The sequence below is a fragment of the Brevundimonas fontaquae genome (genome assembly GCF_017086445.1).
Lineage (GTDB): Bacteria > Pseudomonadota > Alphaproteobacteria > Caulobacterales > Caulobacteraceae > Brevundimonas > Brevundimonas fontaquae.
This window is the reverse complement of the sequence record NZ_CP070968.1, coordinates 3,063,189-3,081,642: the sequence shown is the minus strand read 5'-3', so window position 1 is coordinate 3,081,642 and position 18,454 is coordinate 3,063,189. Positions and strand designations below refer to the sequence as shown.

20 protein-coding genes are annotated in these 18,454 nt (G+C 67.6%); 9 read left to right on the top strand and 11 right to left on the bottom strand.

All coding sequences use genetic code 11. The annotated features are described in order from the left end of the window. Nucleotides 1-339, top strand: coding sequence for a hypothetical protein (locus JX001_RS14990; RefSeq protein ID WP_205681619.1), 339 nt, complete (start codon nucleotides 1-3; stop codon nucleotides 337-339). Nucleotides 340-572: 233 nt separating this feature from the next. Here JX001_RS14990 and JX001_RS14985 read toward each other — a convergent pair whose 3' ends face one another. From JX001_RS14985 to JX001_RS14975, 3 genes are all read right to left on the bottom strand, one after another. Next, nucleotides 573-1,676, bottom strand: coding sequence for a serine hydrolase domain-containing protein (locus tag JX001_RS14985; RefSeq protein WP_205681618.1), 1,104 nt, complete (start codon nucleotides 1,674-1,676; stop codon nucleotides 573-575). Between the two features lie 178 nt (nucleotides 1,677-1,854). Next, nucleotides 1,855-2,565, bottom strand: a complete 711-nt coding sequence (locus tag JX001_RS14980; protein ID WP_205681617.1) for a DUF6456 domain-containing protein — start codon at nucleotides 2,563-2,565, stop codon at nucleotides 1,855-1,857. Further along, the gene (locus JX001_RS14975; RefSeq protein WP_174087221.1) at nucleotides 2,562-2,918 is read right to left on the bottom strand and encodes a chromosomal replication initiator DnaA; all 357 of its coding nucleotides are present in this window, start codon (nucleotides 2,916-2,918) and stop codon (nucleotides 2,562-2,564) included. The genes JX001_RS14980 and JX001_RS14975 overlap by 4 nt, the downstream gene beginning before the upstream one ends. Before the next feature lie 482 nt (nucleotides 2,919-3,400). Between JX001_RS14975 and ctrA the strand changes: the two genes are divergently transcribed. The 3 genes from ctrA (at nucleotide 3,401) to JX001_RS14960 (ending at nucleotide 4,680) form a co-directional block, all read left to right on the top strand. After that, nucleotides 3,401-4,102: a response regulator transcription factor CtrA gene (gene ctrA / locus JX001_RS14970; RefSeq protein ID WP_017505852.1), complete on the top strand. Its 702-nt coding sequence runs from the start codon at nucleotides 3,401-3,403 to the stop codon at nucleotides 4,100-4,102. A 144-nt stretch (nucleotides 4,103-4,246) separates the two neighbouring features. Next, nucleotides 4,247-4,492 (top strand): DUF1902 domain-containing protein, encoded by a 246-nt coding sequence (locus tag JX001_RS14965; RefSeq protein WP_017505851.1) that lies wholly within the window; start codon nucleotides 4,247-4,249, stop codon nucleotides 4,490-4,492. Beyond that, entirely contained in the window at nucleotides 4,489-4,680 is a 192-nt protein-coding gene (locus JX001_RS14960) for a type II toxin-antitoxin system HicA family toxin (RefSeq protein ID WP_205681616.1), read from the top strand. The genes JX001_RS14965 and JX001_RS14960 overlap by 4 nt, the downstream gene beginning before the upstream one ends. Nucleotides 4,681-4,704: 24 nt before the next feature. Here the strand turns inward: JX001_RS14960 and JX001_RS14955 are convergent, their stop codons facing one another. From JX001_RS14955 to JX001_RS14945, 3 genes are all read right to left on the bottom strand, one after another. Then, entirely contained in the window at nucleotides 4,705-6,081 is a 1,377-nt protein-coding gene (locus JX001_RS14955; RefSeq protein WP_241004675.1) for a serine hydrolase, read from the bottom strand. An 87-nt stretch (nucleotides 6,082-6,168) separates the two neighbouring features. After that, a complete protein-coding gene (locus JX001_RS14950) occupies nucleotides 6,169-7,482 on the bottom strand; it encodes a sensor histidine kinase (protein ID WP_205681615.1) in 1,314 nt (437 codons plus the stop codon). Then, nucleotides 7,470-8,186 (bottom strand): response regulator, encoded by a 717-nt coding sequence (locus tag JX001_RS14945; RefSeq protein WP_205681614.1) that lies wholly within the window; start codon nucleotides 8,184-8,186, stop codon nucleotides 7,470-7,472. The genes JX001_RS14950 and JX001_RS14945 overlap by 13 nt, the downstream gene beginning before the upstream one ends. 195 nt (nucleotides 8,187-8,381) lie before the next feature. Between JX001_RS14945 and JX001_RS14940 the strand changes: the two genes are divergently transcribed. Together JX001_RS14940 and JX001_RS14935 are read left to right on the top strand one after the other, a co-directional pair. Further along, the gene (locus JX001_RS14940; RefSeq protein ID WP_205681613.1) at nucleotides 8,382-8,576 is read left to right on the top strand and encodes a hypothetical protein; all 195 of its coding nucleotides are present in this window, start codon (nucleotides 8,382-8,384) and stop codon (nucleotides 8,574-8,576) included. Nucleotides 8,577-8,667: 91 nt separating this feature from the next. Then, entirely contained in the window at nucleotides 8,668-8,913 is a 246-nt protein-coding gene (locus JX001_RS14935) for a hypothetical protein (RefSeq protein ID WP_205681612.1), read from the top strand. Between the two features lie 81 nt (nucleotides 8,914-8,994). Here the strand turns inward: JX001_RS14935 and JX001_RS14930 are convergent, their stop codons facing one another. From JX001_RS14930 to fliI, 3 genes are all read right to left on the bottom strand, one after another. Then, a complete protein-coding gene (locus JX001_RS14930; RefSeq protein WP_205681611.1) occupies nucleotides 8,995-10,062 on the bottom strand; it encodes an endo-1,4-beta-xylanase in 1,068 nt (355 codons plus the stop codon). A 180-nt stretch (nucleotides 10,063-10,242) separates the two neighbouring features. After that, nucleotides 10,243-10,653: a flagellar export protein FliJ gene (locus JX001_RS14925; protein ID WP_205681610.1), complete on the bottom strand. Its 411-nt coding sequence runs from the start codon at nucleotides 10,651-10,653 to the stop codon at nucleotides 10,243-10,245. 8 nt (nucleotides 10,654-10,661) lie between these two features. Next, a complete protein-coding gene (fliI, locus tag JX001_RS14920; protein WP_205681609.1) occupies nucleotides 10,662-12,005 on the bottom strand; it encodes a flagellar protein export ATPase FliI in 1,344 nt (447 codons plus the stop codon). A gap of 202 nt (nucleotides 12,006-12,207) precedes the next feature. On the opposite strand from fliI, the gene JX001_RS14915 reads away from it, so the two are divergent. Further along, entirely contained in the window at nucleotides 12,208-13,704 is a 1,497-nt protein-coding gene (locus JX001_RS14915; protein WP_205681608.1) for a methyl-accepting chemotaxis protein, read from the top strand. Here JX001_RS14915 and JX001_RS14910 read toward each other — a convergent pair. Beyond that, nucleotides 13,701-14,609 carry an EamA family transporter gene (locus tag JX001_RS14910; RefSeq protein WP_205681607.1) on the bottom strand — a complete coding sequence of 303 codons (909 nt, stop codon included), beginning with the start codon at nucleotides 14,607-14,609 and terminating at the stop codon, nucleotides 13,701-13,703. The genes JX001_RS14915 and JX001_RS14910 overlap by 4 nt on opposite strands. A gap of 84 nt (nucleotides 14,610-14,693) precedes the next feature. Between JX001_RS14910 and JX001_RS14905 the strand changes: the two genes are divergently transcribed. After that, on the top strand, nucleotides 14,694-15,200 hold the full coding sequence (locus JX001_RS14905; protein ID WP_241004674.1) for an Lrp/AsnC family transcriptional regulator: 507 nt from the start codon (nucleotides 14,694-14,696) through the stop codon (nucleotides 15,198-15,200). Here JX001_RS14905 and JX001_RS14900 read toward each other — a convergent pair. Next, nucleotides 15,181-16,368 (bottom strand): carbohydrate porin, encoded by a 1,188-nt coding sequence (locus JX001_RS14900; RefSeq protein ID WP_205681605.1) that lies wholly within the window; start codon nucleotides 16,366-16,368, stop codon nucleotides 15,181-15,183. The two genes, JX001_RS14905 and JX001_RS14900, sit on opposite strands and share 20 nt — an antisense overlap. Nucleotides 16,369-16,519: 151 nt before the next feature. On the opposite strand from JX001_RS14900, the gene JX001_RS14895 reads away from it, so the two are divergent. Then, entirely contained in the window at nucleotides 16,520-18,445 is a 1,926-nt protein-coding gene (locus JX001_RS14895) for a methyl-accepting chemotaxis protein (RefSeq protein WP_205681604.1), read from the top strand. Nucleotides 18,446-18,454: the final 9 nt, after the last annotated feature.

Genomic DNA, 18,454 nt, shown 5'->3' with positions numbered 1-18,454 from the left:
ATGGACCTGCTGAAGATCCTGCGCAGTTTCGAGGAGTTTCTCTTCGAGGCGGTCAGCTGGCTGGTCTTCTATCCCCTGACCCTGTGGCGCATCCTGCGCGGGCCGCTGGCGGCGATGGACTATCCGGACCGCGAGCAGAGCGACAGCGAGGAGCGTCGCTACGACGATGCGCTCAGCCCGCCGCTGTTCCTGTTGGCCACCATCGTCCTGACCAATCTGCTGTCGATGGCGCTGCATGTGCCGCCGCCGCCCGAGGCGACCGACCTCAGCCGCGTGGTCTATGCGTCCCAGCAGAACCTGATCCTGTTCCGCTCGCTGGCCTTCAGTCTGCCGACGTGATGGCTGCTTCGGCTTTCGACCCATGTCAGACGTTCGGGCAATGCGCCGTTTCCATCCCTGCGAGCCCAGGGCAGGGGGCCGTGATCGTAACCCAACACCCGCGCCAACTCCCACGAGCTGCCCTCCAGCTTCCACATCTGGGCAAACTTCGTCCAGCTCACCGGACGTTCATCGCCCTGGCCTTCACGTTCATAGAAACGTGCTCGCCTGTCTCAGGGTCGTGAGCATGCTTCTCACGAAATACTCCTCCGAAGATGAGCGATGAACCCGGCATCTGCGCCTGTCACTTCAAGCACGGGGAGGACTGCCTTCCAGCCATTTGCGCTGTTGGTGAACAGCACGAGGCCCGCGCCGGTCTGGGGTTCCAGATAGACGAAGGTGAAGGTCCCATCGTCCATGCCGGTGTGCATCAGGAAACGCCGCCCACCGATCAGAAAGGTCTCCCAACCTAAACCGAATCCATCTTCGGCCACACAGCCCGGCTCATCAGCCAGACAGGTTTGCGTGCGACGGACAGTTTGGAGCTTTTCCCTATCGGCGAAAAGATCGGGTGTGACCCCTTGCTTTCTAAGCATCCCAACCAAAAAGCGAGCGTAATCCTGGGGTGTCGAAATTAGGTCGTCGGACGCGAAGAAATGGTCGGCCACTTGCGGCGCCAGGACATTGAGATCGGCGTCGAAAGGGACGGCGAGACGGCCCTCAACCCACGTTCGTCTTGTATAGGCGGTATCGCGCATAGCGCCCGGTTCGAACACGAGTGCTTGAGCGAGATCTTCGAAAGGCTCGTCGGTTTTCGCCTCGATGAACCGCGCCAGCCATTCAAAGCCCTCTCCAGAGTAACCGAAGGTTTCGCCAGGTTCAGTGATGAAGCTGAGCTTACCACCCCCCGCCGGGCGCCAGTTCGGTAATCCGCTCCTATGGCTCATCACAAGGCGGGGTGTCAGTCGACCCGACCGAGGATCATCCGCCACATCCGGATCCACCCAATAGGCCGACATAGGCTCGTCGAGCGAAATCCGTCCCTGGGCAGCAAGGCGCATCGCCACCTCGGCGCTCACAGGCTTCGTCAGAGACGCGACATTGTAGAGGGTTTCGGTTGTTGCAGATTGGCCAGGCGACGCCTGTCCCCACGCGCGGGCTTCAGCAATCTCCCCGTCTTTCAGAATAGCGACCGAGAGACTCGCAATCTTCAGGCTCGATAGCAGCCGAGGCGCCGCCGTCTCGAGACCTGATAGCGGCGACAGGCCAGCGTCATTGACGTCGCTTTGAGCGGGGCGCGCCTGCGCCGTCGCGGCCGCAAAAAATGCGGCGGCCAAGATGGCTGTGAACTTAACCATGACAGCTTCCTCGATCGCGACCGTCTCGCGTGAGCGCACCCTTGTCGTCTCGTCCGACCCCCATCAAGTTAACCTTCGGCAATGCGGAAGCTCCCAGCGACAAGGTCTGCTTTTCACCCGAACCCGACATTTGCCACGTCCGGATCGTGCGTCAGAAATCCAGTGCAATCTGTGCACTTCATCCCATCCCATAGTGATCCGCCAGCGCCTGGAGCGCCTGTTTCAGGACGGTCTTGCCTTGGCGGCGGCGCAGGCCGAGGCCCGTTTCGGCCAATTGCAGGCTGTCGCCGTGGATGCAGATGCGGGTCAGGATGGGGCGAAGGCGCGGGCCGACGGCGGTCAGCGCCTGTTCGACGCGGCGGGCGGCGGACAGGGCGCGGTCGGTCGGCTCCATCCGCGCGGCGGTTCCCGAGTCGGCGGTCGGCAGAGCGTCCCAGCGCATGGTGACCGAGGCGCCCTTGGTCGCCTGTTCCGCCTCGCGCCGCAGCCGTTCGCCGGCGGCGGCCTCGGCCGGGGTCAGCCAGGGGCGGCCGGACGCATCCTTGCGCCGCGCCAGCCAGGCGATGGGGCTTTCGCCCAGATTGGCCAATGCGCGGACCATGCGGCCGTCCGGCTGCATCAGGTCGCGCTCACCCGCCACGAAGCCGGGACGGCCGGGGGCGGGGGACGGCGTCGGGTCCGGCTGGGCGCGTCCCGACCAGCCGCCGCCGGGCCGCACGCGCAGGCCGGGCTGGTCGATCAGGGCGCGAAACTCGGTCTCGGTCAGGGTCAGGCTGATGCGGCTGCGGCGATCCGGCGACAGACGCAAGGCATAGGCGCCGCCCTCGGCCGACAGCCAGGCGCCGGGCTTGGCCATCAGATCGCGCGCGCGTTCCAGAAGCCGGCTCATTGCGGCAGCTCCAGGCGGGGCGACTGATACAGGCCCTGGATGCAGCCTTCGAGGTCGTTCATCAGATCGTCGATGCTGCGCTGTTCGCGCTCGTCCTCGACCCAGCGGCAGGCGGCGCCGACGCTGGCGCGATTGACGCCGAAGACGTGTCCGACCCGCTCCATCGTCCAGCCGTAGGCGACGTGCGACAGATACATGGCCAGCCAGCGCGGGCGGGCCGCGCGGGGGTTCATCCGACCCCGACCGGTCATCTGCGACGGATGGGCGCCGGTGCGCGCCGCGATCAGATGAATGGCCAGCCCGGCCTTGACCTGATCCTCCTCGGTGACCGGCACCCTGTATTCCTCCAGCACGAAACGTCTCCCTCTCACTAACTCTCGACGCCGGCATCATAGGCGGCTGCGACGTCGCGATAGGAATATTGTCCTACTATGCGCCAAAATCGGTCGTGGCGGCTTAACCGCCTTGGGGTTGCAGGTGGGACGTTGTGCGTGCTGAGTGGCGAGTGGCGAGTGGCGAGTAGCGAGTGGCGAGTAGGCGTACGAACTTGGGAGCGATCCAGCGGCATGTAGCGAGCGGCAGATGTTCTGATGGCCAACGGTCTGATGCCTCGCCACTCATCACCCGTCACTCGCCACTCACGCCAACCAACATGGTTAATAAATTTCGAATCGTTGACTCCAGCCCCTCGACGCCGATTCGCAAATCAGCCTAGATTCGCCTCAATTGGATGGCGTTAACCCTTCTTAAGGTTTTCACGTCTTAACTTGCGAACAAGGTTACCCGGCCGTGTGTCAGGGTGGTTACCGCAAAGCTTTTGCCTGGAGGGGCACGTATGCGCGTCCTGTTGATTGAAGACGATCACGCAACCGCCCAAAGCATCGAACTGATGCTGAAGTCGGAAGGCTTCAACGTCTATACGACGGATCTGGGCGAGGAAGGCATCGATCTGGGCAAGATCTATGACTACGACCTCATTCTTCTTGACCTGAACCTGCCGGACATGAGCGGCCTGGAAGTGCTGCGCCAGCTGCGCGTCGGCAAGGTTAACACCCCGGTCATGATCCTGTCGGGCAGCCACGAGATCGAAACCAAGGTCAAGACCTTCGGCGGCGGTGCCGACGACTATATGACCAAGCCCTTCCACAAGGACGAACTGATCGCGCGCACCCACGCCGTGGTCCGCCGCTCCAAGGGTCACGCCCAGGCGATCATCCACACCGGCGAGATCGCCGTGAACCTGGACGCCAAGACGGTCGAGGTGAACGGTCACCGCGTCCACCTGACGGGCAAGGAATACCAGATGCTGGAGCTGCTCTCGCTCCGCAAGGGCACGACCCTGACCAAGGAAATGTTCCTGAACCACCTGTACGGCGGCATGGACGAGCCCGAGCTGAAGATCATCGACGTCTTCATCTGCAAGCTGCGCAAGAAGCTGGCCACCGCCGCCGACGGCAAACACTATATCGAAACCGTCTGGGGCCGCGGCTATGTCCTGCGCGACCCGGCCGAAGGCGTCGTCACCGTCGCCGCCTGATCGACCTTCGATCCGCGATTTCGAAACGCCCGCCGGAGACGGCGGGCGTTTTGCGTTGGGGGGCGGGATGATGGTCGCGTCGTGCGGTCGGATTTGACTCAGCCTCTGGGCGACACCCATATGCTGTCCTTAACTGGAGTTGTCATGAGCAAGGTCATCGTCGTCAAAGCCGTCTTCGACCCGGAAGCGGGCGTTTGGCTGACCGAGTCCAGCGATGTTCACGGACTTCGGATCGAGGCCGCCACGCTGGAAGCGCTGATCGAACGCATACCCGGCGCGATTCAGGACCTGCTGGAAGGCAGCGAGGGCGAGAACGCCTATCCACGAGATGTGCCGATCGAACTGATCGCTCACGCCAGCACCCGGGTCAGGCTGGGCCTGGCCGCTTGAGCTACACCGCGGACGTCAAGCGCAAGCTCAAGGACGCCGGCTGCTGGTTCGTTCGCCAAGGTCGCGGCGACCATGAGGTTTGGGAAAGCCCGATCAACGGCAAGCGCTTCACCGTCGATGGCGACATCAAATCGCGACACACGGCGAACGGCACGTTGAAGGACGCCGGCCTGAACAAGGTGTTCTAGGCCGACGCCGATATGGCTTCGGCCTTACTGACGCTTGGCCGGCATGTCGCGGCCGCCCTGGTGCAGGACCAGGCCTTCGACGGCGCCGGCTGCGTCGCGGGTGAAGGTGATCTGGGCGTCGACGGCGGTCAGGTAGAAGGCGTTCTCAGCTTCCGCCGTCAGTGCGAAGGCCGGCTGGCCGGTGGCTTGGGCCATTAGTTTGCCGTCCACGACCGAGATCGTCAGGGCGAAGGTCGGGGACAGATTGTAGACGCCCTCATAAGCCTTCAGCACCTCGGACGAGAGGACGACCGCGCGGCGTTCGCTGGGCAGGGTGACGGTTCCGCCGCGCGCCAGGGTGACGAGCGCCGCGCCCAGCTTGTCGGGCGCCTCGCCGTTCAGATTGCCCAGGACGATGACGGCGGTCCGTTCGCCCGGATCATAGGCCATATAGGTGTTGAAGCCCTCGATGCCCCCGTTGTGCCAGATCAGACGCTTGCCGTCGGCCTCGGCAACCACCAGCCCCATGGCGTAGCCGTTGTGCACCGGCGTCGTCAGGGCGGTCATGGATTGGGCGTTCAGCAGCCGCCCGCCGAACAGGCCCTGTTCCCACTTCAGCAGGTCGTGGGTGGTCGAATACAGGGCGCCGGCGCCGGTGGGGATGGTCATGTCCACATAGTCGGCGTTGACGACGCCGTCGGCGCCCGGCGCATAGCCCGAGGCGCGGCGGGGCAGTATCACGTCGTGGCGGTCGTAACCGCTGTCGCTCATGCCCAGCGGCTGGAACAGATTGGCGTTTACGAAGTCGGCGTAGGTCTGGCCGCTGGCCGCCTCGATGATGGCGCTGAGCAGCACATAGCCCGAGTTGGAATAGGCGAACCGGGAGCCTGGCGCGAAGTCCAGCGGCCGGTCGCGGAAGCGGGCGATCAGCTGCGGCAGCGTCGCGGGCCGGGTCTTCTGGGCCTCGAAGTCGGAAAAGTCGGTGAAGTTGGGCACGCCCGCCGTGTGGCTGAGCAGATGGCGCGGGGTGATCGCGTCCCAGGCGGCCGGGGCGTCGGGCAGCCAGGTCTTGATCGGCGCATCCAGATCCAGCTTGCCCTGCTGGTTCAGCAGCATGACCGCGACGGCGGTGAACTGTTTCGACAGCGAGCCCAGGCGGAACTTCACATCACCGTCGTTGGGAATGTTCCACTCGCGATTGGCCAGGCCGTAGCCCTGATCGAGAAGGATGCGACCGTTGCGGGCGACCAGGACGGCGCCGGAAAAGGCGTCGGCGTCGCTGGAGGCGCGGATCACCTGGTCCATGCGCGCCGCGTCCTGGGCGGCGGCCGGACCGCTGGCCAGCGGGCTGAGCGTGAGGGCCAGGGCGCTGGCGGCCAGCAGGATGGCCGGACGACGGCGGGCGAGGGACGAATGAGGCAAGGGGCGGTCTCCTGAACGCGTCACGCTAACGCTTTCAGAGAGAGGCGGCGAGAGCGGCGAACGGATGCAGGCGCCGCGACCTTTTCGTCAGGGCTGCGGAAAGGTCAGGGTCGCCTCCAGCCCGCCGCCGTCGGCGTTGGCGAGGGTCAGACGGGCGCCGGCGCGTTCGGCCATGCGTCGCGCGATGGTCAGGCCCAGGCCGGAGCCGCCGCTGTCGCGCGAGCGGGACGGATCGAGGCGGTAGAAGGGCTCGAACAGTTTCTCCAACTGGTCGGGCGCCACGCCGGGACCGTGGTCGCGCACGATCAGGCGGACCGCATGGTCGTCGCGCACGGCGCTGACGGCCGCATCGCCGCCGTGGCGGACGGCGTTGTCGATCAGATTGGTCAGGCAGCGGCGCAGGGCCTGGGGCCGGGTCGGCACGACGGCGTGACAGCCCTGGGTGAAAACGACCGGCTGGCCCGCCTCGGCCGCGTCCTCGCAGATGGCGGACAGCAGCGCGTCCAGATCGACGGGGGTCACGGCTTCGACCGTGGTTTCGATCCGGGCCAGGTCCAGGCCTTCGCGGACCAGATGCTGCATCCCCGCCAGGTCGCTGATGAACTGGGCGCGCAGGGTCTCGTCCTCGATCTTTTCGACACGCAGTCGCATCCGGGTCAGGGGCGTCTGCAGGTCGTGGGCGACGGCGGCCAGAACGCGCGTGCGATCCTCGATCAGGGCCTTCAGCCGGGTCTGCATGGCGTTCAGGGCGGCGGCGGCTTCGCGGACCTCGCGCGCGCCCTCCTCGGTCAGGGGCGGGCGATCCAGATCGTGACTGAGGGCGACGGCCCCCCGGGACAGACGGTTCAGCGGCCCGGCCGCCAGCCGCGACGCCATCCAGCCGGTCAACAGCACGGCGGCCAGACCCGCAAACAGCAGAACAGCGGCCTCGCGGCTGAGCGTCCACGGGCGCGGAGCGGGCGGCAGGCTGATCGCCACCGGGACGGGCGCGCCATTGACCGGCCGCAGGACCAGGATGCGGCACCGCAGGCGATCGGTCGCGGCGCCGCAGGCCCCGGCCGAGGCCTCGAACGCCTTGACCGAGACCCCGTCCACACCCCGCCGCTTCAGCGCCTCGGCGACCGCATGGGTCAGCGACGGATCGGGCGCGCCCAGTCTTTGGCCGGCCGCAGCGGGCAGGCCGTCCGTCAGGCCGGCGGCGGGATCGTCGCTGGAGCCGGCCAAATCCACGATCCGTTCGGCGGTGGTGAAGTCATGGGCCTGGGACAGGCGATGGCGATGGTTCAGGCCCAGGGCGGCGAAGGTCACGCCCGCCGCCAGCAGGGCGCCGACCAGCAGCAGCAGGAACAGCCGCGTGGTCTCGGCCTCGGCCCGGCCGTGGCGCGGGGTCAGGCGCGCCATGTGACGGGTCCGACCAGCATATAGCCCAGGCTGCGCACCGTCCGGATCAGGGCCGGGGCCTTGGCGTCGTCGCCCAGCTTCTGGCGCAGGCGGCTGACCCTCAGGTCGATGGCGCGGTCGTCGGCGTCGGCGACGGTGGACAGGGCGCGGATCCGCTCGCGCGACAGGGGCTTGCCGCCGTTCCTGACCAGGGCGTGCAGCAGGTCGAAGTCGGCGCCCGACAGCGGGGCCAGCCGTCCGTCCGGAGCCGTCAGCGCCCGCGCGGCGATGTCCAGCGACCAGCCGGAGAAGTCGGCGTGTCGCCCTTCGTTCGTCGTCGCCTCGCCGCCGGTGCGGCGCAGGACAGTGCGGATGCGGGCCACCAGCTCGCGCGGCTCGAACGGCTTGGCCATATAGTCGTCCGCGCCCATCTCCAGCCCCACGATCCGGTCGATGGGATCGCCGCGCGCCGTCAGGATGATGACGGGAGTCTTGGACGCCGCGCGGATGCCGCGACACAGCGACAGGCCGTCCTCGTCCGGCAGGTTCAGGTCCAGCACCACCAGATCGACCGGGCCAGCCTCTAGCGCCGCCTTCATCGCCCGGCCGTCGGCGGCCTTCACCGTGCGAAACCCGTGCTGTTCCAGATGGTCGGACAACAGGTTTCGGATCTCGCGGTCGTCGTCGACGACCAGAAGGACAGGGGCGGCGGAGGTCTGGGACATTGGCGTTCGGCGAGCGGGAAGAAGCGCGATCTGTCGTCCTGTCTCATGGCCAAAGCGCGGCGGATACAGTCGGACACAATTCTCTTCGCCGACGATACGCGGCGACACCGACCGGCCGCGAACCGGCCGGACGCGGGTCCGAAACAGTGACTGTCCGACACGAGGCCGGACGCCAAACACACAGAAAGACCCGCCATGAAGTCCTTCCGTTCCACCGCCGCTTTCGGCGCCGCCGCCCTGGTGATCCTGACCAGCGGCGCAGCCTTCGCCGGCACGCCTTTGGCCCCGTCGTCGGGCGCTCACGCCCGCCCCGCCGCCTCCGCCCGTGCGCATCATCGGGTCCGCCACGCCCGCACCCACCGCGCCGTGACGCCCGCCAAGAAGAAGTAAGGCCCGACGCCTTGCTGGTCCTGCCGACGTCCCCGGCCGGCAGGACACCCGACACGCCTGAGACTTCGACCTTCAAACGAAAGACATCGACATGAAATCCTTCCGCACCGCCGCCGCCGTTTCCGCCGTCGCCTTCGTCGCCCTGACCAGCGGCGCGGCCTTCGCCGGCGCCAAGCCCACGCCCTCGACCGCCATGACCGCTCGTCCGGCTGCGACCGCTTCGGCGACGACCCCCGCGCCGTCGGCCCGCGCCCCGCGTGCGCACCGCCGGGGTCATCAAGCCCAGGCCCAGACCTCGGTCCAGGCGCCGGCCGCCGCGACCGCCAAGAAGAAGTAAACCGGCCGCTCCCTCCGGTTCGCACAGGAACGCCCGGCTGTCGCAAGACGGCCGGGCGTTTCCGTATTCAGAGGCCTGTCGTCAGGCGGCGGTCTTGAAGCCTGCCGCGATGGCGGCCGCCATCGGATTGGGACGGCCAAAGCTGTCGAAGGGCAGGGGCTTGTCCCGGCCGTCGTCCTTGTCGCCCTGGCGATACCAGCTGTCGGTGTCGCGCAGGCCCCAGACGGTGAAGGCGAACTGCTGGGCCCTGGGCAGGGCGGCGAAGGCCGAGGCCAGTTCGGTGACGCGCGCGCCCTGGGCCGCGATCCGGTCGGCCTGGCTGCGGAGGTCCAGCCGGTTTTCGGTGCGCAGGGTGCAGTCCAGCTCGGACACATGGATCGGCAGGCCGAACTGGCTGATCTCGCGCATATAGGCGGCGATGACACCCTCGGGGATGTCGATCCACAGGTGGGATTGCAGGCCCAGGCCCTGCAGCGGACAGTCGGCCTTCAGCAGCCGCTCGACCAGTTTCAGGAACTGCGCGCCCTTGGCCGGCACGCTTTCCTGATTGTATTCGTTGAGAAACAGGACGGCGTCAGGATCCGCGATCCGGGCCTTTTCGAAGGCGCGCAGGATATAGCCGTCGTGGCCGTATCGCGCCGACCAGTGGCAGTCACGCATGCCCGAGCCGTCGTCCAGGATCGGCTCATTGACCACGTCCCAGCTGCGCACCTTGCCGCGATAGCGGCCGGCGACCGTTGCGATATAGCCGTCGAAGGCGCGGTCGAAGGCGGCGCCCGACAGCCCGGCGAAGGCCTCCTTGCCCTGCGCGTACCAAATCAGGGTGTGGCCATGCATCGCCATGCCCTCAGCCTGGGCGAAGGCGGCGATACGGTCCGAGCGGTCGAAGTTGGGCCGGTCCAGGCCGTTCGCCAGGATGTACTCCATCTTCATCTCCCACTCGGGCGTGAGTTGGGAGACGTTAGCGCGGGCCAGCGCGACCCAGTCCGGGTCGTCGATCTGGCTGGCCTTGATCGCCGTGCCGAAGGGAGCCGGGGCGATGGACTTCAGCGGGGGGACGTTGGGCGGCGACGGCTCTGCCGAGGCGAAGCGGTCGCAGGCGGCGAGCGCGAGCGGGGCGGCGAGGATTGTGCGGCGGGTGGGCGTCATGCGTCTCCCTCCCCGCTCCGGGGAGGGTGGCTGAGGCGAAGCCGAAGCCGGGTGGGGAGGGCAGGGCGACGACTCACGAACCTGTCTTGTCTCAACTCGGTGCGACGGCGCCTAGCCGGCCCCACCCGGTCGCTGCGCGACCACCCTCCCCCGCAGGGGGAGGGAGAAAATTGTTTGTCGTCAGACCGCACGCTTGCGCAGACCCAGCGCGTCGAAGGCGGCGGTTTCGCGCTTGGCGAGGGCGATCAGCTGGTTCAGGCGGGTGGTCTCGGCGACGTGTTCGAACTTCTTCAGCTCTTCGAAGGCGCCGGTCAGGGCGTCGCGGGCGCCGGCTTCCTCGGCGTCCAGCACCGACAGGTCGCCTTCGGCTGCGGCCTTCCTGGATTTCCAGCCGTTCAGATAGGCGCCCAGCATCATTCCGGCCTCGGCGTCCATGCGGGCGCGGTTGCGTTCGGCCTCGGCCTCGGCGTCGAGCACGGCGATGCGGAGTTCGGCGCCGGCGCGGCGTTCGGCGATCTCGGCCAGGCGCTTCTGCAGCGTCTCGACCTCATAGTTGGAGATGCGGATCAGGGATTGGGCCCAAGCGGTCATCTAAATCATCACTCCCTGATCATGCCTTGGTTCAGGATTGCTTCCAGCCGGGTAAAGGAATCGGAAAGACGCGTCGCATCGTCCTTGTCCTGACCCAGAAAATCTTCGAGGGCCGGGTTCAGCGCGATGGCCCGGTCCACGATGGGATCGGCGCCGGTGCGGTAGGCGCCGATCTTGATCAGCTCTTCCATATTGGCATAGGCGCTCAGGCACTGGCGGGCGCGCTTGTTCAGCTCGCGCTCGGGCGGGGTCTGACAGCCAGGCAGGGTGCGGCTGACCGATTTCAGCACGTCGATGGCGGGGAAGCGCCCACGCTCGGCGATCTTGCGATCCATGACAATATGCCCGTCCAGAATACCGCGCACGGCGTCGGCGATCGGCTCGTCATGGTCGCCGCCGTCCACCAGCACGGTGAACAGGGCGGTAATGGGCGCCGCCGTCGTGCCGTCGGGGCGGATCGGGCCGGGACCGGCGCGCTCAAGCAGCTTGGGCAGTTCGGTGAAGACGGTGGGGGTATAACCCTTGGTGGTCGGGGGCTCGCCGGCGGCCAGCCCGATCTCGCGCTGGGCCATCGCAAAGCGGGTGACGCTGTCCATCAGGCACAGCACCTCCAGGTCCTGGTCGCGCAGATATTCGGCGACGGCCATGGTCATATAGGCCGACTGGCGGCGTTTCAGGGCCGGTTCGTCCGACGTGGCGACCACGACGACGGCGCGTTTCAGCCCCTCTTCGCCCAATGTCTCTTCCACGAACTCGCGCACCTCGCGGCCCCGTTCGCCGATCAGGCCGACGACCACGGCGTCGCACGTCGCCTCCTTGGCCAGCATGGACAGCAGCACCGACTTGCCCACGCCCGAACCGGCGAAGATGCCCAGGCGCTGGCCCCGGCAGGTGGTGGTGAAGACGTCCATGGCCCGCACGCCCAGGTCCAGCCGCTCTCCGACCCGGCCGCGCGAATGGGCGGGCGGGGGCGGGGCGCGCAAGGGATAGGGGGCGGGGCCGTGGGGCAGCGGCCCCTTGCCGTCGATGGGCTGGCCGAAGGCGTCGATGATGCGGCCCAGCCAGGCGGTCGTCGGGCGCACGCTGGCGGCCTGATCGATGATGCGGATGTCGGCGCCGGGGGCCACGCCCTCGACCGGACCGAAGGGCATCAGCAGGGCCTTGGAGTCGCGGAAACCGACCACCTCGGCCGGCAGGGGATCGTGGCCGCGCCGTCCGATCTCGGCCCGGGCGCCGACGGCGAGGCGCGACAGGCCGCCGCGCGACTCGATCAGCAGGCCCGACACGCCCGCGACCTTGCCGGTCACGACCAGCGGATCGATCGCTTCGACGGCGGCGACGAGATTGCGCAAAAATCAGACCCCAGGAACAGGGCTCAACAGATGCGGCAACGTGGTTAACGACCGATGAAGCGCCGACGCATCCTGGCAACCTGATCCGCAAAAGTACGTAAGCGTTGCAACTCAGGCGAGAAACCATTTTTCAATGATTGGACGCGCTAATGTTGCAACCGAGGCGGGCGGGGGTCTGCCGATAGCGAAGAGGTTGGGGCCTATGTTCGCGCATAAATTCAAGTCGCCGGAAGCGCATGGTCGATTGGCTGATCTGAACGGAAAGCTGGAGGCCATCGGCAGGTCTCAGGCGCTGATCGAGTTCAATCTGGACGGAACGATCATCGACGCCAATGCAAACCTGCTGAACACGATGGGCTACAGTCTGGAGGAAATCCGCGGCGAGCATCACCGCAAGTTCATGGACCCGGTCGAGGCGGAGTCGCCCGACTACGCGGCCTTCTGGCGCGAGCTGAATGCGGGGCGGTTCCTGGCGCGCAAGTTCCGGCGGATCGCCAAGGGCGGGCGCGAGGTCTGGCTGCAGGCCTCCTACAACCCCGTCTTCGGACCCGACGGACGGCCGGTGAAGGTCATCAAACTGGCCATCGACATCACCGCCGACGAACAGGAGGCCGCGCGTCGCGAGGCCGAACGGGTCGAGGCGGAAAAGGCGCAGGCCTTGCTGGTCGACGCCTTGGCGGGGGTGCTGAACAAGCTGTCGGCCGGGGATCTGACCGCGCGTATCGACGCACCCATGCAGGGCGCGCACGTGAAGGTGCGCGACGACTATAACTCAGCGGTCGAAAGTCTGCGGCAAGCCCTGGATCAGGCGTTGCGCGCGGTCGAGGGTCTGAGGGGCGGGGTCAGCGAGATTTCAGGCGCCTCCGACGACCTGGCGCGACGCACCGAACGTCAGGCCGCCAGTCTTGAAGAGACGGCGGCGGCGCTGGACCAGATCACGGCCACGGTGAAACGCAGCGCGGAGGGCGCTAAACAGGCGTCAACGGCGGCCGTGGGCGCCCGGACCGAAGCCGACCGCTCGGGCGAGGTGGTGCGTCAGGCGATCGCCGCCATGGACGGCATCAAGCGCAGCTCGACCCAGATCAGCGACATCATCGGCGTCATCGACGAGATCGCCTTCCAGACCAACCTTCTGGCCCTGAACGCCGGGGTCGAGGCGGCGCGGGCGGGCGAGGCAGGACGCGGCTTCGCCGTCGTGGCGTCCGAGGTGCGGGCCCTGGCCCAGCGCTCGGCCGAGGCCGCCAAGGAGATCAAGATCCTGATCACGACGTCCGGCCAGGAGGTGGCGCAGGGCGTGCGTCTGGTAGACGAAACCGGAGAGGCCCTGTCGGCGATCACGGTCAAGGTGGCCGAGATGGACGCCCTGATCTCGGAAATCGCCAGTTCGGCCCAGGAACAGGCCGCGGGATTGAGCCAGGTGAACACCGCCATCAATCAGATGGATCAACTCACCCAGCAGAATGCGGCCATGGTCGAGGAAACCACGGCGGCGGCGATGAGCCTGAAGAACGAGACCGAACAGCTGGCGCATCTGGTCGAACGGTTCGAGACCGGAGAGGCCTCCGCGCCGGGCCGCGTCCACGATCTGTCCAAGAGCGCCGAACCCATCTCGCTGGACCGCGAGCGCGCTCGCGTCCGCGCCTATGCCGGCGGCGGCGGGCTGTCGGCGGCCCCGACGCAGGACTGGGAGGCGTTCTAGGGCGCGCTGGGCTCGACCGGGACACGGGTTTCACGTGTCGTCGCGATCGCGCCGATCGAGGCGGCGACGATGGCGGCGATGGCGAGCCATTGCTGGCCGGTCAGGTGCTCGTGCAGGATCACAAGCCCGGCCAGGGCGCCGACCGCCGGTTCGGCGCTGAGCACCACGCCGAAGGTGCGTTTGGGGATGCTGCGCAAGGCCACCATCTCCAGCGAATAGGGCAGGGCGCTGGAGAAGATCGCCACCGCCACGCCCGCCAGGATGATGGCGGGGTTCAGCAGGGCGGCGCCCGCATGGGCCACGCCGAACGGCACCACGACCAGGGCGGCGACGCTCATGCCCAGCGCCACCGACTGACCGGCGTGCAGGTGCGACAGCCGCTTGCCGAAGACGATATACAGCGCCCAGCACAGGCCGGCGAAGGCGGCCAGCGCCATGCCGACGGGGTCCAGGGCGCCGGCCCCGGCCTTCAGCGGCAACAACAAACCCAGGCCGACGACCGCCAGACCGATGCAGGCGAAATGGATGGGCTTTCGGGAATGGATCAGGGCCAGGGTCAGCGGCCCCATGAACTCGATGGCGATGGCCAGACCCAGCGGAATGGTGCGCAGGGCCATGTAGAAGCTGAGGTTCATCGCCCCCAGAACGACGCCATACAGCGCAATGGCGCCCACGTCCGCGCGGGTCAGCCGGAACCGCCAGGGCCGGAAGACGGCGACCAGAAGAATGGCCGAAATCCCGACGCGATAGGCCGAGGTCCCCTCCGCCCCGATCACCGGAAACAGGGTCTTGGCGAAGGAGGTGCCGCACGCCAGCGTCACCATGCCCGCAAACAGCGCCAGATAGGGGATCAAGCGCGCCGCCAGCGGCGAGTTCAGATGGGTTTTCAGGGCCAGCGACGTCATGGCGTAAAGCTAGCGTAACGCCGCTTGCGCTTCCCGGCGATTTTCCGCTTGAATGCGACGGAAATCGTCAATGGAGGCTCCGTAATGACGAATTTCGTCACGCTCGACGACTTTGACCATAATCTGCTGATGCGGGTCCGGCGCAACAATCTGGAGCCGGCGCGGGTGACGGCCGAGGCGGTGGGTCTGTCGGAGTCCGCCGTCCTGCGCCGCCTGCGTCGCCTGCGGGCCGAGGGCGTCATCGCCGCCGACGTCGCCGTGATCGATCCCGCCCGTGTCGAGCCGCGCATCGTCCTGCATGTCCAGGTCGAGATGAACACCCAGGATCGTAAAGTCATGGACGCCTTCCAGCGCGCCATGAAGGCCAGCTCGGAGGTTCAGGGCTGCTGGGACGTGACGGGCGAAACCGACTATCTGCTGACGGTCGCCGTTCGCTCCATGCAGGACTACGAGGCCTTCGGCATCCGCGAACTGGTCCCCGAAAAGGGCGTGCGCGGCTTCAAGAGCATGATCGTCATCCGCGAGGTCGTCGGCTTCGACCCCGCGCGGGCGGTGCTGGCGCGCCGAACCGTCAGAACAACGGCACGGTGACGCGCAGGGACACCACCACGACATCGTCCGCGTCGCGTACTCCGCCCGGATTGCGGATCAACTGGATGTCGGGCTGGACGCCGAACCGGCCGATCGTGTCGGCATAGGTCAGTTCGATCCCCTCTTCGTGGCGGCTGGGATCGAGACCCGTGTCGGCGATGTTGGCGCGCGCCTTGTCCGACAGCCAGCCCTGGTGAATGCCGAAGGACAGCTGACCGTCAGGACGGGCGGCGAAGACGCGCTGCATCAGCAGCCCGGCCTGCCAGCCGCCCTTGAAATCCGTGGTGTCGCCGTCCGACAGCCCCAGACGCGTGAAGCCGTCGATGCGCGGCCCCTCCTCGGCGTCTCCGAAAAGCTTGCCTTCCAGCAGGGCGTAGGCGCCGTGGGCGCGGCTTTGGGCGGGATCGCCGTCGGGGGTCAGGTCGCGGATGTCGTCCTGACGCTGGTCGTAGCGCCAGACGCCCACGGCGTAGCGGACCGGACCGCCGACGCCGGCCTCGGCGATGCCCAGCACCCCTTCGTCCAGGCTGGTGTCCACGCCGCCGCGATCGCCCAGGGTGCGGGCGTCCGCGTTGACCACGGCGACCTGACCATAAGGTCCCTCGGCCTGGCCCACCCGAAGGCGGGCCGCCAGCGACGATGACGGGAAGATGGCCGGGCCGTTCGGGCCGGTGGAGGCCAGTTCCGACCCGATGCCGAAGGGCGGCGCGATCAGCAGGCCGGACGCCTCTGTGGCGTAGAATTCGCTGTTGAGATCATACAGGCCCGCCAGCAGCGAGGCCGAGCCGCCCAGATCCTGCTCGATCCAGGCCTCGAACAGGCGCGCGCCCTGCTGGGCCACCTCGATATTGTCGACGCCCTGCAGCGTGCCGGCCAGGGCGTTGGGTTCGCCCCCGCCATTGTACAGGCCCGACATATGCAGCCGAGCCCCGCGCCAGCCCATCGCCTGTTCGAGGTCGCCGTCCAGCGTGACCGACAGATTGTCCAGATAGCGACCCGCTCTGGTCGCTCCGCCCGAGACGACGCCCGAGACATCGGCCGTGTATTCCGCCGCCACCGTCCAGGAGGGATCGGCGACGCGGGCCGCAGCCGGAAGGGCCGGCAGAGCGAGGCCTGCGGCCAAAACGGCCAACAGGCAGGCGTTTGTCCATGGCGTCGCATTCTGCATGCCAGGTCTCCTTCTTGTCGGAGACCTTCGTAATCCGAAAAGATGAAGAACGACCTTATCGTCGCCGTCACCTGCCCTGACGCGGCGGAAGCGAAGCGTTAACCCTGGTTCGTCTATCGCTGCTATCCGCATCGTCATCGGGAGCGCGGCCATGATCTGGACCATCAGCAAGAAGGTCACGGCGACCGGGATCGGGGTGCTGTTGCTCTCCGTCGGCACGGCCAGTGTCGGACTGATGGTGAACACCCGGCTGGGCGAGGCCCTCGACCGCGCGGCGGTGTCCGGCGACATTCTTCGCAACCACATGCAGGCCGACATGATGCACGACGCCCTGCGCGCCGATGTCTTCGCCGCCCTGCTGTCCGCCGATCCTAAAAACGGCGTCGCCCTGGATGACGTCCGAGCCGCCCTGAGCGAACATCGCGCGACATTCGAAGAGGCGATCACAGACAACACGGCCCTGGCGACGGACCCGGCGATCAAGGCGGCGCTGGAATCGGTCGATGCGCCGCTGAAGACCTATGTCGACGCGGCCGGGGAGGTCGTGGATGCCGCCGGGCGGGACCCGGCGCAGGCGCAGCGAATGATGCCGGAATTCCTGACGCAGTTCTCGACCCTGGAGACCGCCATGGGGGACGCGGCCGACAAGATCGAGGCGGCGGCGCTGAAGAACCACGACGCGGCCGAAGCGACGGCGGTCGAAGGGCGGCTGATCATGATCGGCGCGGTGATCCTGAGCCTGCTCATCAGCATCGGCCTGATCCTGGGCGGCGTGCGCGGCCTGGTGGCGCCCATCCGACGGCTGACCGGCGGCCTTCGCGCCATGGCCGAGGGCAAGACCGAGGTCCATCTGGGCGAGGCGCGCCGCAAGGACGAGATCGGCGACATCGCCTGCGCCGTGGTCGATATTCAGGCCCTGATCGTCAGCCGCGCCCAGGCCGAGGCTGCCCAGGCGGAACAGCGACGTTTGAGGGAGGACGAGGACCGCGCCGCCGGCGACCAGGCGCGTCAGGCCGCCGCGCGCGAGCAGGCCACGGTCGTGACCGGCCTGAGCCAGGGGCTGGAAGCCTTGGCCGGCGCCGATCTGACCTATCGCATCCAGGACCCATTCCCCAGCGCCTATGAGCAGCTGCGCGCCAACTTCAACGCGGCGCTGGACGGGCTGCAGCAGGCCATCGGCTCCATCGCCGCAAACGCCGGAGCCATCAACGCCGGCGCCGGAGAGATCGCCCAGGCCGCCGACGACCTGTCGCGTCGGACCGAGCAACAGGCCGCCAGCCTGGAAGAAACCGCCGCCGCCCTGGACCAGATCACCGCCACCGTGCGAGCGACCGCCTCCGGCGCCGTTCAGGCCGCCGGCGCGGTACAGGCCGCGCGCGGCGACGCCGACAAGAGCGGCGCGGTGGTCCGCGACGCCATTACGGCCATGGGCGAGATCGAACGCTCGTCGAACGAGATCGGCCAGATCATCGGCGTCATCGACGAGATCGCCTTCCAGACCAACCTCTTGGCCCTGAACGCCGGGGTCGAGGCGGCGCGGGCGGGCGAAAGCGGCCGGGGCTTCGCCGTCGTCGCCTCCGAAGTCCGGGCGCTGGCCGAACGGTCGGCCCAGGCCGCCAAGGAGATCAAGTCCCTGATCACCCAGTCCGCCAGCCAGGTGGAATCCGGCGTGCGTCTGGTCGGAGAAACGGGCGCCAGCCTGGAGCGGATCACCGCCCATGTGGCGCAGATCGAGACCCTGGTGACCGACATTTCTGGATCGGCCGCCGAACAGGCGACCGGGCTCCAGCAGGTCAACACGGCCGTCAATCAGATGGACCAGATGACCCAGCAGAACGCCGCCATGGTCGAGCAATCCACCGCAGCCAGCCATTCCCTGTCGCAGGAGGCCGGGGGGCTGAACGCCGCCGTCGCGCGCTTCAAGGTCGGGCAAACGTCTCGGCGCCAGCAGCGCCCGGCGCCCGCACGGCCCGCCCCATCGCCGGCGCCGCGCACGGTCACCGCCATGAAGACGCTCGGGCGCGGCGGCGCCGCCCTGGCGCCGACCTCCGACGCCGAGGGTTGGGAAGAGTTCTAGGACCCGTTC

Coding starts and splice junctions, on each gene's coding strand:
- JX001_RS14945 (WP_205681614.1), bottom strand. CDS start 8,186: ATGTCCCAGACCTCCGCCGCCCCTGTCCTTCTGGTCGTCGACGACGAC.
- JX001_RS14965 (WP_017505851.1), top strand. CDS start 4,247: ATGAGCAAGGTCATCGTCGTCAAAGCCGTCTTCGACCCGGAAGCGGGC.
- JX001_RS14990 (WP_205681619.1), top strand. CDS start 1: ATGGACCTGCTGAAGATCCTGCGCAGTTTCGAGGAGTTTCTCTTCGAG.
- JX001_RS14895 (WP_205681604.1), top strand. CDS start 16,520: ATGATCTGGACCATCAGCAAGAAGGTCACGGCGACCGGGATCGGGGTG.
- JX001_RS14940 (WP_205681613.1), top strand. CDS start 8,382: ATGAAGTCCTTCCGTTCCACCGCCGCTTTCGGCGCCGCCGCCCTGGTG.
- JX001_RS14910 (WP_205681607.1), bottom strand. CDS start 14,609: ATGACGTCGCTGGCCCTGAAAACCCATCTGAACTCGCCGCTGGCGGCG.
- JX001_RS14925 (WP_205681610.1), bottom strand. CDS start 10,653: ATGACCGCTTGGGCCCAATCCCTGATCCGCATCTCCAACTATGAGGTC.
- JX001_RS14935 (WP_205681612.1), top strand. CDS start 8,668: ATGAAATCCTTCCGCACCGCCGCCGCCGTTTCCGCCGTCGCCTTCGTC.
- JX001_RS14915 (WP_205681608.1), top strand. CDS start 12,208: ATGTTCGCGCATAAATTCAAGTCGCCGGAAGCGCATGGTCGATTGGCT.
- JX001_RS14900 (WP_205681605.1), bottom strand. CDS start 16,368: ATGCAGAATGCGACGCCATGGACAAACGCCTGCCTGTTGGCCGTTTTG.
- JX001_RS14980 (WP_205681617.1), bottom strand. CDS start 2,565: ATGAGCCGGCTTCTGGAACGCGCGCGCGATCTGATGGCCAAGCCCGGC.
- JX001_RS14950 (WP_205681615.1), bottom strand. CDS start 7,482: ATGGCGCGCCTGACCCCGCGCCACGGCCGGGCCGAGGCCGAGACCACG.
- JX001_RS14905 (WP_241004674.1), top strand. CDS start 14,694: ATGACGAATTTCGTCACGCTCGACGACTTTGACCATAATCTGCTGATG.
- JX001_RS14930 (WP_205681611.1), bottom strand. CDS start 10,062: ATGACGCCCACCCGCCGCACAATCCTCGCCGCCCCGCTCGCGCTCGCC.
- JX001_RS14985 (WP_205681618.1), bottom strand. CDS start 1,676: ATGGTTAAGTTCACAGCCATCTTGGCCGCCGCATTTTTTGCGGCCGCG.
- ctrA (WP_017505852.1), top strand. CDS start 3,401: ATGCGCGTCCTGTTGATTGAAGACGATCACGCAACCGCCCAAAGCATC.